The organism is Clostridium massiliamazoniense (genome assembly GCF_001403635.1).
In the GTDB taxonomy this organism is placed as follows: domain Bacteria; phylum Bacillota; class Clostridia; order Clostridiales; family Clostridiaceae; genus Sarcina; species Sarcina massiliamazoniense.
This window is the reverse complement of the sequence record NZ_LN879468.1, coordinates 1-18,295: the sequence shown is the minus strand read 5'-3', so window position 1 is coordinate 18,295 and position 18,295 is coordinate 1. Positions and strand designations below refer to the sequence as shown.

The 18,295-nt window shown below is 27.3% G+C and carries 8 protein-coding genes, 1 pseudogene and 1 other annotated feature; of the genes and pseudogenes, 4 read left to right on the top strand and 5 right to left on the bottom strand.

The window, feature by feature from the left end:
• Nucleotides 1-250 precede the first annotated feature (250 nt).
• The gene (locus ARA19_RS07185) at nt 251-814 is read left to right on the top strand and encodes a hypothetical protein (RefSeq protein WP_055070303.1); all 564 of its coding nucleotides are present in this window, start codon (nt 251-253) and stop codon (nt 812-814) included.
• A 53-nt stretch (nt 815-867) separates the two neighbouring features.
• Here ARA19_RS07185 and ARA19_RS07180 read toward each other — a convergent pair whose 3' ends face one another.
• Nucleotides 868-1,281 carry a hypothetical protein gene (locus ARA19_RS07180; RefSeq protein WP_055070302.1) on the bottom strand — a complete coding sequence of 138 codons (414 nt, stop codon included), beginning with the start codon at nt 1,279-1,281 and terminating at the stop codon, nt 868-870.
• A 216-nt stretch (nt 1,282-1,497) separates the two neighbouring features.
• Nucleotides 1,498-1,701 (top strand) — a binding site (T-box leader).
• A 243-nt stretch (nt 1,702-1,944) separates the two neighbouring features.
• Here ARA19_RS07180 and leuS point away from each other — a divergent pair.
• Together leuS and ARA19_RS07170 are read left to right on the top strand one after the other, a co-directional pair.
• Entirely contained in the window at nt 1,945-4,398 is a 2,454-nt protein-coding gene (gene leuS, locus ARA19_RS07175) for a leucine--tRNA ligase (RefSeq protein ID WP_055070301.1), read from the top strand.
• Between the two features lie 276 nt (nt 4,399-4,674).
• A complete protein-coding gene (locus ARA19_RS07170; RefSeq protein ID WP_055070300.1) occupies nt 4,675-5,436 on the top strand; it encodes a MerR family transcriptional regulator in 762 nt (253 codons plus the stop codon).
• A gap of 167 nt (nt 5,437-5,603) precedes the next feature.
• On the opposite strand, the gene mgtA (ARA19_RS07165) is transcribed toward ARA19_RS07170, so the two are convergent.
• The 3 genes from mgtA (ARA19_RS07165) to ARA19_RS07155 form a co-directional block, all read right to left on the bottom strand.
• The gene (gene mgtA, locus ARA19_RS07165) at nt 5,604-8,252 is read right to left on the bottom strand and encodes a magnesium-translocating P-type ATPase (protein WP_055070299.1); all 2,649 of its coding nucleotides are present in this window, start codon (nt 8,250-8,252) and stop codon (nt 5,604-5,606) included.
• 742 nt (nt 8,253-8,994) lie between these two features.
• A complete protein-coding gene (mgtA, locus tag ARA19_RS07160) occupies nt 8,995-11,649 on the bottom strand; it encodes a magnesium-translocating P-type ATPase (RefSeq protein WP_055070298.1) in 2,655 nt (884 codons plus the stop codon).
• A gap of 382 nt (nt 11,650-12,031) precedes the next feature.
• A complete protein-coding gene (locus tag ARA19_RS07155; protein ID WP_055070297.1) occupies nt 12,032-12,526 on the bottom strand; it encodes a GNAT family N-acetyltransferase in 495 nt (164 codons plus the stop codon).
• Between the two features lie 258 nt (nt 12,527-12,784).
• On the opposite strand from ARA19_RS07155, the gene ARA19_RS07150 reads away from it, so the two are divergent.
• Nucleotides 12,785-13,717, top strand: coding sequence for a hypothetical protein (locus ARA19_RS07150; RefSeq protein ID WP_055070296.1), 933 nt, complete (start codon nt 12,785-12,787; stop codon nt 13,715-13,717).
• Nucleotides 13,718-13,932: 215 nt separating this feature from the next.
• Here the strand turns inward: ARA19_RS07150 and ARA19_RS17775 are convergent.
• A pseudogene (locus ARA19_RS17775) lies at nt 13,933-18,295 on the bottom strand (hypothetical protein); the annotation flags it as partial.

Sequence of the window (18,295 nt, the reverse complement as noted above, 5' to 3'; positions counted from 1 at the left end):
TACATTAAACTCCTATTATTAATCAAAATTTATCTTTGCACGATTTTAAAATATTTTTTATTATTTATTAATAAAAAAATAATTTCTTTAATTTTAAAAAATCTATAAAAATTTTTTCTATAAGTTTTAGAAATTTAAAGTATTAGAAGATTGATTATCACATAAAATATTGTTAAATATTTTATTCAATTAACTAACTTATCTAAGTTTATCTTAAATAAGATTAACATAATTAACTGGAGGAAATTTTATGTTTTATCCTTATAATGAAAATTTAATAAAAAAAATGAATCCCCAAAAAACTTCTTTTATTACTTACATAGTAAACGCTATATTTATAATAACTTCTATATATTATTTATTTAATAAAAATATAAAACTATTCATTGTTATGGTGTTATTTACAGTTGCTTATAACCTTCTTTTTTATTTTAATCTCTATTTAACTGCTAAACATCCTTCATACAAAATAGAAAAATACCATCATGAGTTAGAGTCTCTTAAAGCTAATGGAATTCCATTAGGAGCACAATTAAATGAAAACTACCTATTTGTTAGAGGTCTTTTATTCACTCAGATATGTAGAAATGAAGTTTATAACAATGAATATTTTATAGAAAGAAAAATATATTATAGAGATATAGAATCTATTTCTCAAACAGAATATACTTCATTTATTGAATTTCGAGATAGCAATAATCCTCAAAGAAATCTTGAAAGATTTTTTCTATCTTATTTCTTTGATGATAGCCATAAGTTACTTAGTGAACTTCATGATAAAGTCACTCATTACAAAAATTCTAATAAAATCTAAAAATAAAAACAGTATTAAATCTTAATAGTTAATACTGTTTTTTTATAAATAAATTAAATAGTTTTTTTATACTCAAAATCATATAATAGAGCTATTGCTATATCAATTAAAGGATATATAATCATTAAAGGAAAAAATACTATTAATATAGCTATTAATACATATTCAATAACTTTATAAAAAGCAACTTTTCTTTCTCTTGTTTTTTTCATCTTTAAGGATATAGAAGACATATATAAGAAAAATAAGTATAAGAAAAAAATCAATAAAATAAGCATCACTTTAGAATTATCATTTATACCATTAAATTTTTTTAAAATTGAAGAAATACAAAAAGAAGTTCCTATTGTATAAACAAAAATATTTATACTCTCTTCTCCAATAAACTTTCTCTTATTATGAATATAACTATTCATAAATCCAATTCGAACAGACATAGCCACAAACAAAACTAAAAATAAGCCCATAAATATTCCCCCTTAAATCTTCTAATTATTATTTCCTCCTTAACTTTATTAGATTACAATTTTCTTGATATTTATAATTATATTTTCTGTAATTACTTTAAATAACAATATTTATTAACACTTTCCTAAATCATTGACTTTTCTCTAGTAATTAATATATAATTCTTTATATAAGTTTTAGACTTATATTTAAGCTTTGAAATTAAGTAAATTTAATATATAACGTTGATTAGGAGTAGTACTATTTGTTTGTAGTCTTTAGAGAGCTATGGGTTGGTGAAACATAGTGTTGCATTAATAGGAACTTGCCTAGGAGTTTATGTGCTAGAAACACATAGGTCTTGCCACCTTATGGCATTAAAGTGAGAAGAATTTTTTTCTTCTAATAAGAGTGGTACCGCGAACCCCTTCGTCTCTTAAAATAGAGCTGAAGGGGCTTTTTTTAATTTGAGTTTTAAACACTTAAATAAATCTTAGAATCAAATTAGATGATATTTTGATTCTATCTTAGTACTTAATCAAATTTGTTATTCTAAAAATTTATTGATTTTAAAGCTATTATTAAATAATCCTTATACAAGGTTTTTAGAGAAAACTAGACTCTAAATTAAAAATATTTTAAATTTTGTAAAAATAATTTTTTATATATAGGAGGATTAAAAAATGGGTAATTACAATACTACCATTGATAAAAAATGGCAAGATAAATGGGCTGAAACTGAACTTTATAAATTTGACCCAAATAGTGATAAGGAAAAACTTTATGTTTTAGAAATGTTCTCTTATCCATCAGGAAGCCAACTTCATGCTGGACATTGGTTCAACTACGGACCTGTTGATTCATGGGCTAGATTAAAAAGAATGCAAGGTTATAATGTATTCCAACCAATGGGCTTTGATGCATTTGGTTTACCAGCTGAAAACTTTGCTATAAAAACAGGAATTCATCCAAAGGATTCAACTTTTAAAAATATAGCAAATATGGAAAAACAACTTAAAGCTATGGGAGCTATGTTTAACTGGGAAAATGAAGTAATAACTTGTTCAGAAGATTATTACAAGTGGACTCAATGGTTATTCTTAGAATTATATAAAAATAACCTAGCATATAGAAAAAAAGCTCCTGTTAACTGGTGTCCATCATGTCAAACAGTTCTTGCTAATGAGCAAGTTGTTGATGGTGCATGTGAAAGATGTGGAACTGAAGTTACTAAAAAGGACTTAACTCAATGGTTCTTCAAAATCACTAACTATGCTGATGAATTATTAGAAAAATTAGATGGGTTAGATTGGCCTGAAAAAACAGTTGCTATGCAAAAAAACTGGATAGGAAAATCAACTGGTGCTGAAGTTACTTTTAAAGTTAAAGATTCTGATTTAAGCTTTAATGTTTTCACAACAAGAGCTGATACTTTATACGGAGTAAGCTATGTTGTTTTAGCTCCTGAAAATCCATTAGTTGATAAATTAACTACTGCTGAGCAAAAAGAAGCTGTAGAAAACTACAAAGAAGAAGCAAAAAAACAATCTGATATAGAAAGACAATCTATTTCAAGAGAAAAAACTGGTGTATTCTCTGGAGCTTATGCTATAAATCCTATAAACGGAAAAGAAGTTCCAATTTGGATTGGTGACTATGTTCTAGCTACTTACGGCACTGGTGCAGTTATGGCTGTTCCTGCTCATGACGAAAGAGACTTTGCTTTTGCTGAGAAATTTAACCTACCAATAAATAGAGTTATTGAGCCTATGAATGGTGAAGAAGTTACTCTTCCATTTGGTGAGCATGGTAAATTAATTAATTCTGAAGAATTTAATGGTTTAACTACTGCTGAAGCTAAAGTTAAAATAATTGAAAAATTAGCCGAGAAAAATCTTGGAGCACAAAAAGTTAACTACAGATTAAGAGATTGGTTAGTTTCTAGACAAAGATACTGGGGAGCACCTATTCCTGTAATATACTGTGATGATTGTGGTACAGTTCCAGTACCTGAAAAAGATTTACCAGTTCAATTACCATACAATGTTGAATTTACACCAGATGGTAAATCACCACTTGCTAAATGCGAAGAATTTGTTAATACAACTTGTCCATGTTGTGGAAAGCCAGCTAAGAGAGAAACTGATACTCTAGATACTTTTGTATGTTCATCTTGGTACTACTTAAGATATCCAGATAATAAAAATTCAGAAAAAGCTTTTGATAAAGAAAAAGTAGATAGATTATTACCAGTTGATAAATATGTTGGTGGACCTGAACATGCTTGTATGCACCTTCTTTATGCTAGATTTATAACTAAAGCATTAAGAGATATGGGCTACTTAAACTTTGATGAACCATTTAAATCATTAACTCACCAAGGTTTAATACTTGGACCAGATGGTTTAAAAATGAGTAAATCTAAAGGAAACACTATTTCTCCTGATGATTATATCAAAGAATATGGTGCTGACGTATTTAGAATGTATCTAATGTTTGGTTTTGGATATGTTGAAGGTGGAGCTTGGAGTGATGATGGAATCAAGTCAGTTCATAAATTCGTAGAAAGAATTGAAAGAGCTTTAGACACTGCTAGAGAAGCAATTGCTAAAGGTGAAAACAATAAAACTACTATAGATAAAGCTGAAAAAGAATTAAACTTCTGGAGACATAATACTATAAAATCAGTTACTAAAGATGCTGAAATCCTTCAATTCAACACTGCTATAGCTAGAATGATGGAATTTGTAAATGCATTAACTAAGTATACTAAAGAAGCTCAAATGAATTTAGAGTTCTTAAAAGATGTACTAGATGATTATGTAAGATTACTTGCACCATTTGCTCCTCACTTCTCAGAAGAACAATGGAGCTTACTACTAGGGAATACTTATTCAGTATTTAATGAAGAGTGGCCAAAATATGATGAAAAAGCTTTAGTTAAAGATGAAGTTGAAATAGCTATTCAAATAAACGGAAAAGTTAAACATAAAATTGTTATTTCTTCTGGTCTTTCAGATGAAGAAATTAAAGCTACTGCTTTAGAAGATGAAAAAGTAAAAGAACTTACTAAAGGCAAAACTATAGTTAAAGTTATTGTTATTAAAGGAAGACTTGTTAATATAGTTGTTAAATAATTATAATTAAACTTATTTTTAAAGGGAACTTTTTTAAACTGACTAAATCAACAATTTAGGCTTTAATAAAAAAGTTCCCTTTTACTTTCTCTTATCATAAAATTTTAATAACCTCTTATCTCTTCATTATTACGCCTATCTTTCCATGAACTTTCCTTACTTTTGACTTTTTATAAAATAATCTTTGTAAAATTTAATTATATTTTTAAAAACTCTGTACTCTCACATAATGTTATAGATTATTATAAAATTAGAGAAAAAAGGAGTGTGTTAACTTTGTATAAAATCAGTGAAGTCTCTAAATTAACAGGTGTTTCAATACGGATGCTCCATCATTACGATAAAATAGGACTTTTAATTCCTTCCCAAAAAACAGAAGCAAAATATAGACTTTATAATAACGAAGATTTAAAAAGACTTTATGAAATACTCATATTAAAAGAATTAGATTTTTCCTTAAAAGAAATAAAAAATATTTTAGATTCTAATTCCTCTAATATAGAAAAGAATTTATTGAAACAAAAGGAACTTATAAAGGAAAAGAAAAAAAGATTAGAAAATATATTATGTTCTATTGATGAAACCCTAAAAGATTTAAAGGAGAATAAAAAAATGAGTAAGAAAAATTTTAAGGCACTAAGTTATGAAGAAATAAAAAAACATGAGGAAAAATATAAAGAAGAAAGTAAAAAAAGATATGGTTCTTCTAATGCCTACAAAGAATGTGAAGAAAAAACCTCAAAATACTCAAAAAAACAATGGGAAGATATAATGTCAGAGGGAAACTTAATTTATGAAGAATTAAGTTCTAACATGGATAAGTCTCCAGCTTCTCAAGAAGTACAAGAATTAGTAGAAAGATGGAGAAACCATATAAGTACTAACTTCTACAATTGTACTTTAGAAATATTCAGAGGGCTTGCTATAACCTATGTTTCAGACTCTAGATTTACTAAAAACATAGATAAATATGGAGAAGGTCTAACTAAATTTTTTAGTGATGCTATTAATATATACTGTGATATTCAAGAGAAATAATAGAAAAGGGGCAGTACCAATATTGGTACTACCCCTTTTTCATAAAATTATTAAATCTAAAGATCTTTTTTAATTAATATTAAAGCTGGAAGACCTAAGTAAGCAATAAATCCAGCAATAAAGCCAAGTATCTTTAATGTAATATCCATCTCGATTACCTCCATTTATTATAGAAGAGCTCCAAAGCTTCTTATATAAAGTTTTTTTACTCCTTGTACTAATAAACATAATATTATCATTAATATAAAGATATATAGGATGTACCAAGGTGTTATATAAACCATACCCATAGCACGACCTGCAGAAGTATAAGGAAGTATCCATCCAATTAATTGTGATCCAATTATCGCTAAATTAAATATCCATGATGGATTACTTTGTAAGAATGGTATTTTTTCTGTTCTTAATGTGTATAGAACGAAAATAGAGTTTGAAACTCCCTCAATAAACCAACCTGTTTGGAATAAAGCTGTACTATGTGCAGTAGTTCCAGTAGCATGGAAGAAGAACCACATAGTAACAAAACAAGCTATATCAAATATTGAGTTAGTAGGTCCAAATACTATTAACATCTTACTTATCTCTTTAGCATCCCATTTTCTAGGCTTAGCAATAAGTTCAGGATCAACATTATCCCAAGGGATAAATAATTGAGTAATATCATAAACTAAGTTTTGTACTAGTAATTCAAGAGGTAACATAGGTACAAATGGTAAGAAAATACTTGCCATAAGAACACTTATAGAGTTACCGTAGTTTGAACTTGCAGTAATTTTTAGATATTTTGTAGTATTAGCAAAAACTTTTCTACCTTCAACTATACCTTCTTTAAGTACCATAAGGTCTTTTTCTAATAATATAACATCTGCACTTTCTTTAGCAATTTCAACAGCAGTATCAACTGAGATTCCAACATCTGATTCTTTTAATGCTATAGCATCATTTATTCCATCTCCCATAAAAGCAACAACTTTATCTGCATTTTTTAATACTCTTACAATTCTTGCTTTTTGTAGTGGATTTAATTTAGCAAATACATTAGCTTTTAGAGCTTCTCTTGCTAATTGTTCATCTGTCATTTTTGCAATTTCAGAACCAAGTAAAATTCCTGTTATTTCAAATCCTACTTGACTACAAACTTTCTTAGTAACAAGTTCATTATCACCAGTTAAAATCTTAACATTAACACCATAGTACTCAAGAGCTTCTAATGCTTCTTTAGTTGTTTCTTTTGGTGGATCTAAGAATCCTAAGAATCCTATTAATGTCATTTCAGTCTCATCATCTAACTTAGCTGAAGTTTTATCAATCTGTCTTTTAGCAACAGCAATAACTCTCATACCTTCTAAGTTTAATTGATTTATTTTTTTTCTTAATGTAGAAATAATTTTATTATCTATTTCTAATAATTTACCGTTCATTTCTACATATTTAGAAATACTTAACATTTCTTCAAATGCACCCTTAGTTATTAATGTAGGTGTATTATTTTCTTCAACTAATACTGACATTCTACGTCTATTAAAATCAAATGCTAACTCATCAAGTTTTATAAAGCTATTATCTGCTGCTTTATCAATACTTTTTTCTTTAGCACAATCCATTATTGCAAAATCAATTACGTTTTGTAATCCATTTTGGCTTGAACTGTTAATATAAGCATATCTAAGAACTTCATCAGAAGTATTACCAGCTGTATCAATGCACTCTTCAACTCTAATATGGTCATCTGTTAATGTTCCTGTTTTATCTGTACAAAGTATCTCAATAGAACCAAAGTTTTGTATTGAGTTGATCTTTTTAACAACTGTTTTTTTCTTAGCCATTTTAACAGCACCTTTAGCAAGGTTCTCAGATATAATTGCAGGTAACATTTCAGGTGTTAATCCAACTGCTAGTGATGCAGCAAATATTAAAGATTGTAAAAAGCTTCCTGTTTGATACCAGTCTATAACAAGTACTAATGGAACCATTACAAACATGAATTTTAAAAGCATTTTAGATACTTGTCTTACACTCTTATCAAAATCTGTTTCTGGATCTGCATCTTGTAATGATGCTTGCATTGCACCAAAGTATGTATTTTTTCCTGTTCCAATAACAACTGCAGTAGCAGTACCACTTACAACACTAGTTCCTAAAAGACAAACATTTGTATAATCTCCAACTTCAGAACTATTAGAATTATTAATTGTTAACTTTTCCACCGGCTCAGATTCTCCAGTTAAAGCTGATTGACTAACAAGAAGATCTTTACATTCTAAAATTTTCAAATCAGCTGGAACTATATCACCTGTTCTTATTTTAACTATATCTCCTACTACTAAATCTTTTGTTTCTATTTGTTCAAAATCTTTAGTATTTCTTTTTACCAAACATGTATTTTTTACAAAATTCTCTAAAGCTCTTGCAGCTTTTCCTGATCTATACTCTTGAGTGAACTGAATTACTCCTCCCACTACTATTAAGAAAAGTATAATGTTAATTTGTGACCAACTTTGTTGACTAGGCGGTACAAATAGCCAACAAGCACCTGTTAAATAACTTATAATAGCGATTATTACTAATACGAATACAAAAGGATTTATGAAAGCTTTACAAAACTGTATAATTATATGCGGCTCTTTCCCAGATTTTGTATCGTTATTTCCGTAAGATGACAAATTTTTCTTAACCTGAGATTCATTTAATCCATCAAGTGAACTATTAAATTTTTTCAATAATTGCTCATTAGAAATTTCACTATTTTCGTGGATTTTTGAAGTAACACTCTTAAAATGCTCCTGATCAAATTTATTATCTTTTTTATTCCTCATTTATTATTCTCCTTGTATGATATAATTCTAAAATTCAGTAAAATTTAAATTACATCATTAAAATCAACCATATGGAAGACTAGTTTTGTTACTTAATTCTTTTTTCTTCTTTTGTGTCATAAAGTTTTAAACTCTCCTTTCTTTTTATTATCCAATAAAAAAGATATTTGGTTTAAAATTTTAATTTTTATGAAAATAAATTTCTAAATGAAACATCTTTCTCATTAGATAAGCATTTCTTACTTGAAGAACTGCATTTGTATTTTACCATGATGCAAATATTTTTTTCAACGCTATATTTTTTTTTATTGTCATAATCGAAAATCTATATTATATATTTATTTACTTTTTGTTAATATTTTATTTAAATTTTATTATTATTTTGTTAATTATATATTCACATATATACTTTTAGTATCTAAATCATAAAAAAATATTTTATTTAATAAATTAACATTAAATTAATATTATATATTCTGCAAATAAAAAAATACAGAAAGTTAATTTATTTTATAACTTTCTGTATTTACAACTACACATATTAATGATTTTATTTTTAAATCAATATTATATTTTTAGATTAGTTTTTTTTATTTTCCACTGAAATTATTATGAATCCTTTTTTATAAGAATATATGCTGGTAATAATATATAAGCGCATATTCCTACAAAATAACCTAAAATTTGCATGTCGCTAAAAAAGTTCATTGAATACCCTCCAAACTATTAACCCTTAATTATACTATAGTAATTTATCAAATCTCTTCATATATATAATTTTAGCCAATTGACTCACAATAAAGTAGAATACAATTACTAAGAATAAGAATATAAAGTAAAGTGGATTTATATATACCATTCCAACTGCTCTTCCAAAGAAAGTATAAGGAAGTGCTAATCCAACAATTAATGATAATATGATAGAAATATTAAGTTGCCATGATGGATTGCTTTGTATGAACGGAACTTTTTCTGTTCTTAACATATAAAGAACTAAAACTTGTGTTATGAAACCTTCCATAAACCATCCTGTTTGGAATAATTGTTGACTATAAGCAGTAGTACCAGTAGCATGATATCCAAACCACATTATTAAGAATGTACACATATCAAAAATTGAATTTGTAGGTCCAAATACTATCATAAATTTACCTATATCTCTAGCATTCCATTTTCTAGGTCTTAGAATTAATTCTTCATCTACATTATCCCAAGGTATAACAACTTGAGTTATATCGTAAACTAAGTTTTGTATTAATAATTCTATAGGTAACATAGGTACAAAAGGAATAAATATTCCAGCTAAAAGTACACTTATAGCATTTCCGTAGTTTGAACTTGCAGTTATTTTTAAGTATTTAGTAGTATTTGCGAAAATTTTTCTTCCTTCAATTATACCATCTTTAAGAACCATTAAGTCCTTTTCTAAAAGTATAACATCTGCTGAATCCTTTGCTATATCAACTGCTGTATCTACTGAAATACCAACATCTGATTCTTTTAAGGCTATGGCATCATTAATACCATCTCCCATAAATCCTACTATTTTATCACCATTTTTAAGAACTCTAACTATTCTTGCCTTTTGTAGTGGATTAAGTTTAGCAAAAACATTAGTTCTCATAGCTAGTTTAAATAACTCATCATCAGATAATTTTTCTATTTCTGGTCCTAAAACTATATTAGTTATTTCAAGTCCTACTTGTTCACAAACCTTTTTAGTAACTATTTCATTATCTCCAGTTAAAACCTTAACATCTACACCATAGTAATTTAAAGCTTCAATAGCAGCCTTAGCACTTTCCTTTGGTGGGTCTAAGAATCCGATAAATCCAATTAAAGTCATTTCATTTTCATCACTTACGCCAAATTTTTTATCCTTTGGTTGACTTCCTTTTCTAGAAACACCAATTACTCTCATACCTTGAGCATTTAATTTTTTAACTTCATATCTGATTTTATCTTCTAATTCTTTTGTTATTTCTACTACCCTTCCATTAACTTCAGCAAATTTAGAGACAGCTAACATTTCCTCTAAAGCCCCTTTAGTTATGATTTGAGCTAAACCTGTTTCTTCATCATCAACGATAACTGACATTCTTCTTCTATTAAAGTCAAATGCAATATCATCATAACGTGTATATTGATTTTCTAATTTATTAAACTCTTTTTCTTTTCCTTTTTCTATAATAGCATGGTCAATTACATTTTGAAGTCCACTTTGCATTGAACTATTTAAATAACCATATTTTAATACTCTATCATCATCTTTTCCATCTATATTCATATAGTGTTCAACAATGATTTTATCATCTGTTAATGTTCCTGTTTTATCAGTACAAAGAATTTCCATAGATCCTATGTTTTGAATTGCACTAATCTTTTTAACAACAGTTTTCTTTTTAGCCATCATAACAGCACCTTTTGCAAGGTTCTCTGAAACAATAGTTGGAAGCATAACTGGAGTTAATCCAATAGCTGTTGATGTTGCGAACATTAAAGAATCAAGTAAACTTCTTGTTTGATAGAAATCAAGAACAAATACTATAGGTACCATTACACACATAAATACTAATAACATTTTTGCTACATTATCAACACTTTTTTCGAAACTAGTTTTTTCTTCTGCTTCTTCAAGAGAGCTTTGCATAGCACCAAAATATGTATTTTTCCCAGTTCCAACTACAATTCCTGTAGCAACTCCACTAACTACGTTAGTTCCTAGTAAACAAAGATCTGTATATTCTCCTACTTCTGTGCTTTCACTTTTATTAACTTCACATTTTTCTACTGGTTCTGATTCACCAGTTAAAGCAGATTGACTAACAAATAAATCTTTTACTTCTATAAGTTTTATATCTGCTGGAATTACATCTCCAGTAGTTAACTTTACTATATCCCCTACAGCAAGTTCTTTCATATCTATTTGAGTAAAATCTTTACCTGCTCTTTTTACTTTACATGTTGTTTTAATCATATTATGTAGTGCAGCAGCAGCTTTTCCAGATTTATATTCTTGAACAAAAGTAATAGTACCACTTGCAAAAATAAGTACAATAATTATCCAAACACCAGACCAACTTTGTTGACTAGGTGGTACAAATAGCCAACAAGCACTTGTTAAATAAGTTACAATACCTATTAAAATAAGAACAAATACAAATGCATTGGCAAAAGCTTTAAGATATTGAACAATAATTGGTGGGTCTTTCTTTTCTGAACTTTCATTTCTACCGTATTTTTCAATATTCTTCTGCGCTTGAGCTTCAGATAATCCATCCTTTGAACTTCCAAACTTTTTATAAAGTTCTGCATTACTACTTACACTATTATCATGCAAATTTTTAACCACTTTATCAAAAATTTCTCTGTTAAATTCTTTTTTCTTTTGTGCCATAATATCTTACACTCTCCTTTCTTCACTTACATAAGTTACATAATTTAGAATATTATAATTAATGTTCTAAACTATATATCCTACTTTCCCTAAGTAAGCTGAAGAAAAATTCTAATATAAAAAATTCACATGATATTTTAATAAATTTATTAATAAATTATTAACAAAATATTATGACTCTATTAACATTTTATCAGTTTTATTTTTTAAAAGCAACTTTAATATTAAATTATATATTTATAATCTAATTAATAATCATACCGTAAATTTATAGTATTTCTACTTCTTTAACTAGTTACCCCTATTTTTGCAACTTTTCTAAACTCCATGAAAATACTTTCTTTCATTAATACCCTAATATATTTTAATATATTTATCTTACTTAATCAAAAGCTACTCTCTCACTTTTATCTTCTAAATAAATTAAGCCACAATATTTAAAATTATTTTTTATAAGAAGCTTTTGCATAGATATATTATCCTTCTGAGTATCTATTTTTATACTATTAAGATTTCTTTCAAAAGCTAATTTTTGAGCTTCTTCTATAATTCTTGTTCCTATTCCAAAGCCCTTAAAATCATTGCTTATAGCAATTCTATGAATAACGGCATAGTCATTATTACTTAGCCATGTTCCTTCATAAATTTCATTATAAGTTTTTTCTCCTCTAAAGGAAATTACTACAGTTCCTATAACTTTATTATCATTAATAACAACAAAACTCTCTTCATTTTTTATGTCACTTAATATAACTTCTTTATCAGGATAGCCATCCTGCCATTGATTTATATTATTTTCTTTAAAATACAACTTCGCTTCATTAATAATTTTCATAATTTCATCAATATCTTTTATAGCTGACTTTCTAAACTCCATAAAACTCCTCATTTCTATCAATATCCTATTATATATTTTAATTTATTTCCTTTCCTTAATCAAAAAATTATTTAGCTTATAATACTTCATGTAATTATAAAAAATAAACTCTTCTTATATATCAATCTAATTAATCTCTATATTGTAATACTTAATTAAGATTAACTAAATTTCTTTGTAATTGGTAAATAAATGAAAAATTGTATAATTACTAATGTTAATTAACTAAACATAAAAAATTTATGGAGGAATTCACTAATGAAAAAACTTGGAATCACAATTTTAATTTTATGTGCTTTAGGTTGTTGTGTTGGAGGTGGCTATTATATAACTACTCAAAAAAATAACTCACAACAAAGCTCTCAAGGAAAATTAATATCTAATAATCCAACAGAAAATACTAATTTATCAACTGGTAATACTAAGACTTCTATTTTATCTGATGATACAAATACAAGTGCAAATAACCTTGAAACAAATACTACTACTTCCCCTAATTCATCAACTAACCAAATAGGTAAGGTTCATAGCTTTACTAACCTATCACAAAAAACTAATAATACTAAAAACAATACTGCAAATAACACCACTGATACTAGTCCCTTAAATAATACTAACATTAGTAATAGTAACAATAATAATAATTTAGTAAATGCAACAACCCTTCCAAGTGATCTTTCCACAATAAATATTGCTGCTGGAGATTATTACTTTGCACTAGGTAACAAGGCTTCCCAATTAGCCAAACCAGTAAGTGAAGTTAGAGAAATGATTTATAATGCAGTAAAAAATAAAATTACTAATACAGGTTATATAAATCTAACAAAAAATGAAGAAGAAATAGTGTCTCATGGAACAAGTGCACAAAAAGAAGAATTAATGAAAAAATTAGGAGCAAATTCTTTATTAATCAATGTAACATATAATACAAATTTTCCAACTAGTAGTCCTAATGTTACTATTAGACCAGAGAACTTTACTGGAGGGCAATTTTATTATAGCTTCTTAATTTCAACGCTACAGGATATGTGTAAAAATATAAATAATTGGTCAGAATATAAAGGATTTATCTCAACAAATGGAACCTTATTAACTAATTCACAATTTAAAGAAGCTTGTACCTCTAAAAACTTTTACTATCTAAATCTTCAACAACCAGCTTATCCTGAATATTTCAAATTAAATGTATAAAATCTTTACCTAGCTACTAATTTTATACTTTTCATAAGTAAAGAAGACAACATTTTAATTTATCTGATAGCTAGAGATTATAATACTCCTATCTTACTGTAAGCTCTATCTAAGTTATCTTTATAAAAAAGAATCTCATGTAGTTATAACTCGCATAACCTTACATGAGATTCTAGATGTCTTTTATTTTATTATTCTTGAAATCTTAGTTTATATTATTTTTTTCTTCTAAATATGAATAATGCACTCATAGCTCCTATTAAAGCTGCTAAAGCTCCAAGGTCCTTAGCTTCATTTTCTTTATTCTTCACATTTAATCCTGTATTAGGTAATGTTCCTGATATACTACTATTTTCACTACCTTGATTACCTTGACCATTAAGTAAATTATTATCAGTATATGAATTATTGTTATTTAATCCATCACTAACAGAACCACTATTAAATGCCTTGTTATTTTCACTATTAGTAGGTATTGGTTCATTATTTTTCACTTGACCAATATTTCCTATATTATCAATGTTATTTCCACTTGATATTCCTTGATTATTATTTCCTAATCCAGCACTTGTATTAGAACTATTTCCTATTGATCCAATATTACCAATGCTATTACCTTGTCCATTACTATTGTTTACTTTTGAACCACTAGTTTTAGTGTTATCAGCTTTTCCATTATGGCTTTCTTGTCCACTTCCACTATTTCCTGTGTTGTGATTTACTTCTGATCCATTAGCTTTAGTATTATCAGCTTTTCCATTATGGTTTTCTTGCTCATTTCCACTATTTCCTGCATTGTGGTTTACTTCTGATCCACTATTCTTAGTATTATCAGCTTTTCCATTATGGTTTTCTTGCTCATTTCCACTATTTCCTGTATTGTGATTTACTTCTGAACCACTATTATGATTATTATTTATAACATTGTGTTTTGGAACTTCATTATTAATTGCCTCTACATGATAAACTATTAGAGTTTCACCTTTAACAATACTTGTAGGCATACCATTTAATTCATTTCCATTTACATCTGATGTTATACTTTGTAACTTATAACCTTTTGGCATTTTTAATTCATTTATTTTACTTCCAATAGGTTCATTAGAAGTACTTTCATATATTACTTTTCCATTATTTGAAACCACTTCAACTTTTAAAGTTCCATTTATAACTTTTGATGTTTTTTGTTCATTATTATCTTTACTTACATGATAAATTATTGTTGTATTTCCTTGTACAACTTTACTTGGTATCTCATTAGAACTTTCACCATTTATAGTGACTGATATATTGTCTAAGTGATATCCAGTAGGTATGTTAACTTTTTCTATTTCATTTCCAACTTTTTCATTAACATCACTATAGTAAATAACCTTACCATTTTCAGTTACTACTTCTATCTTTAAATTACCATTTTTATCCTTATTTTTATTAGTATCTTGTCCATTTGTATTGGTATTTTTTCCACTAGGACTTTCTTGCTCATTTCCACTATTTCCTGTGTCATTACTTACTTTTGTACCATTATTATGATTTTCTTTATTATCACTAGGTTTATTAGTGTCACCAGAATTTTTATTTGTTACTTGTTGTGTTGGAACATTAACATTGTAAATTATAGTTGTTGTATTGTTATTAGAATTTTCTTCTATAGTATTTGGAACTTTATTACTTTCAACTCCATTAACTGTAACAGATACTATTTTATCATTTTTAGGTATTGAAATTTCATTAAATTTGCTTCCTACATCACCTTCATGTATAGCACTCTCTATAACTTTTCCATCCTGATTAACTACCTTTACTATTACTTTTCCAGTAGCAACTGGTTTAGAATTTTGATTTTTAACAACATTTTGAGGTACATCAACATTATATATTACAGTAGTTTTATTGTTAGTTTCTTTATTAGCTTCTATTTTATTTATTACTGTATTTGTAGAAACTTCTTTACCATTTAAAGTAACACTAATTACTTTATCTTTATTTGGTATGTTTATAGGATTAAACTCAAATCCAACATCACCTACATGAGTAGCTTCCTCTATTACTTTTCCATTTTGGTTAACTACTTTAATAATCACTTCACCTTTTTCTACTGGCTTATTAGTAACATGTGATGTATTTCCTTGATCTGGCTCATTAGTGTTCTTAGTTGTTCCATTGTGGCTTTCTTGTTTGCTTCCACCATTTCCTGTTCCATTAGTTACTTTTGAACCACTATCTCCAGTGTTATTGGCTTTTCCATTATGGTTTTCTTGCTTACTTCCACTATTTCCTGTTCCATGGGTTACTTTTGAACCACTATCTCCAGTATTATTAGTTTTTCCATTATGATCTTCTTGCTTATTTCCACTATTTTCTGTTCCATTAGTTACTTTTGAACCACTATTAGCTGTAGTCTTAGTTTCTCCATTATGATTTTCACTAGCTTTTTGTTTATGTTTATCTTGTGAATTTTTACTTTGTGTTGATTTTGAATTTGCTTCAACAACATAAGTTATTGATACATCACCATTTTCTATATCCTTAGGTAATTCTTTTTCTATATTTTCAGCACTATATGTTTTACCATTAATAATTACTGCTTTTATAGTATAGCCCTCTTCAGGTTTATACACTTGAAGATTTACAGCTGTTCCAACTTCACCACTAGCTACTTCATGCTCTTTTACTATAACTTTTCCTGTATTAGTTACTACCTTTTCTAATATTTCACCTGTAGGAATTTTTGTTATGTTATATACAACCTCAATATTTTTGCCTTCATATTCTTTTGGTATATTACTTTCTGTAACATTATGTCCATTAACTGTTACGCTACTTATTACATATCCTTTAGGAATATTCGGAACTAAATTGCTTGGTTTTTCACCTACATAACCTTCAGTAGTTTTACTTTCAATAATCTTGCTACCACAAACCACTTCAACTTTATATTTACTTTCATTTTCAGCTACAACATAAGTTATCTTTTCATTTTTATTTGAAATCTCAGATGGTAAAACATAAATAACCTTATTATTTAATTCACTTGATATAGGTTCATTATTTAATAATACTTTAACTAAATGATAATTAGCTGGTATACTTAGTCTCTTTAGTTCTACTTTATCTCCATCTATTCCTTTAGCTACTATCTTACTTGGAACTATTACTTTTCCAGTAGTACTTATCATTTCTTCTGATATAGTATTCTTTTCTATAGGTGTTACTGTGTATACTATAGCTGTATTCTTATCACCTATTTTAACCTCATAATCATCAGCTACTTTAACTTCCTTACCTCCTATAGTTACCTTTTCTAACTTATAACCCTTTGGTATTGAAAGTCCCTTAATATCAATAACTTCTCCATCTTCTCCTGTTTTAACTACTTTAGTAGGCATTAACACCTTACCTGTATTAGTAATTATACTTTCAGTTATAGAATTTGTAGGTATTTTAGCTAAATGATAAACAACAACTTGTTTTTCCTTTTTATAAGTTAACTTATCTAATGAGTGTACATCTTGTCCATTTATAGTTATTGATTTAACTTCATATCCTTTAGGAACTTTAATATTGTATGTGCCTACTTCAGTATCTACTTGTCCACTCTTTACTCCTACACTTACAGGTTTTTCATTTCCAACTTGAGTTTCATAAGAAATTTCTCCTTCTATAGGAACTACGTTATAGCTAACTATTTCTCCATTAGATACTACTTTAACATCATTAATATTTGTATAAGTTTTAGTATTTGCACTCAAGCTTAATTCATTTCCTTCTTCATTATTTAAAGATACTGTTATATCTTTTAATTTATAATTTGAAGGTATTTTATCCTCTATGTTAGTAACAGAAACATTAAAAGGTAATCTATATTCATTTTCATATAAAACTTGACCTTTTTCATTTATTACTCTTTCACCAACATTCATTATTTTAGGAACTAAATTATAAATTATTGTAGTATTTTTATCGCCAAATACTTTTGGAAGGTTTTCTGCTAAAGTTTTAACTCCATTAACTGTTATATCCTTAAGTTTATAATCATTATTATCCCAAACTGGAGCAACCTCTTTATAAGTTTCCCCTTGATAACTTGTTGTTATAATTGGTTTACCTAGAACTTTTCCATTAACCATAGTTTCAACTGTTATTGTTGACTTAGCTATAGGTGATACTACATAAGTTATGTTAAGGTTATTACTTGGCATAACTGTTGGTAATTTATCAGCTGGAGTTTTAACTCCATCTACAAGAATGTAATCTAACTTATACTCTTTCTTATCCCAATTATTATCACTTATTGAAATTTTATCACCTTCAGCATAAGAAGTAACTGGCATAGTATTTAAAACTTTTCCATCTTCAGTTTTAACATCAATATTTAATTTATATTCACTATCACTAGCCATATAATAAACAATATTCATATTGTTACCTAAATAATATTTAGGTAACTGATTAATATCAGTCTTTACTCCATTAACTGTTACATAATCAATATGATAATTTTCTAAAGTTGGTATACTTTCATTTTCAATAGAATCACCAATTAATCCTGTTTCTTTATAATTATATTTATCTCCT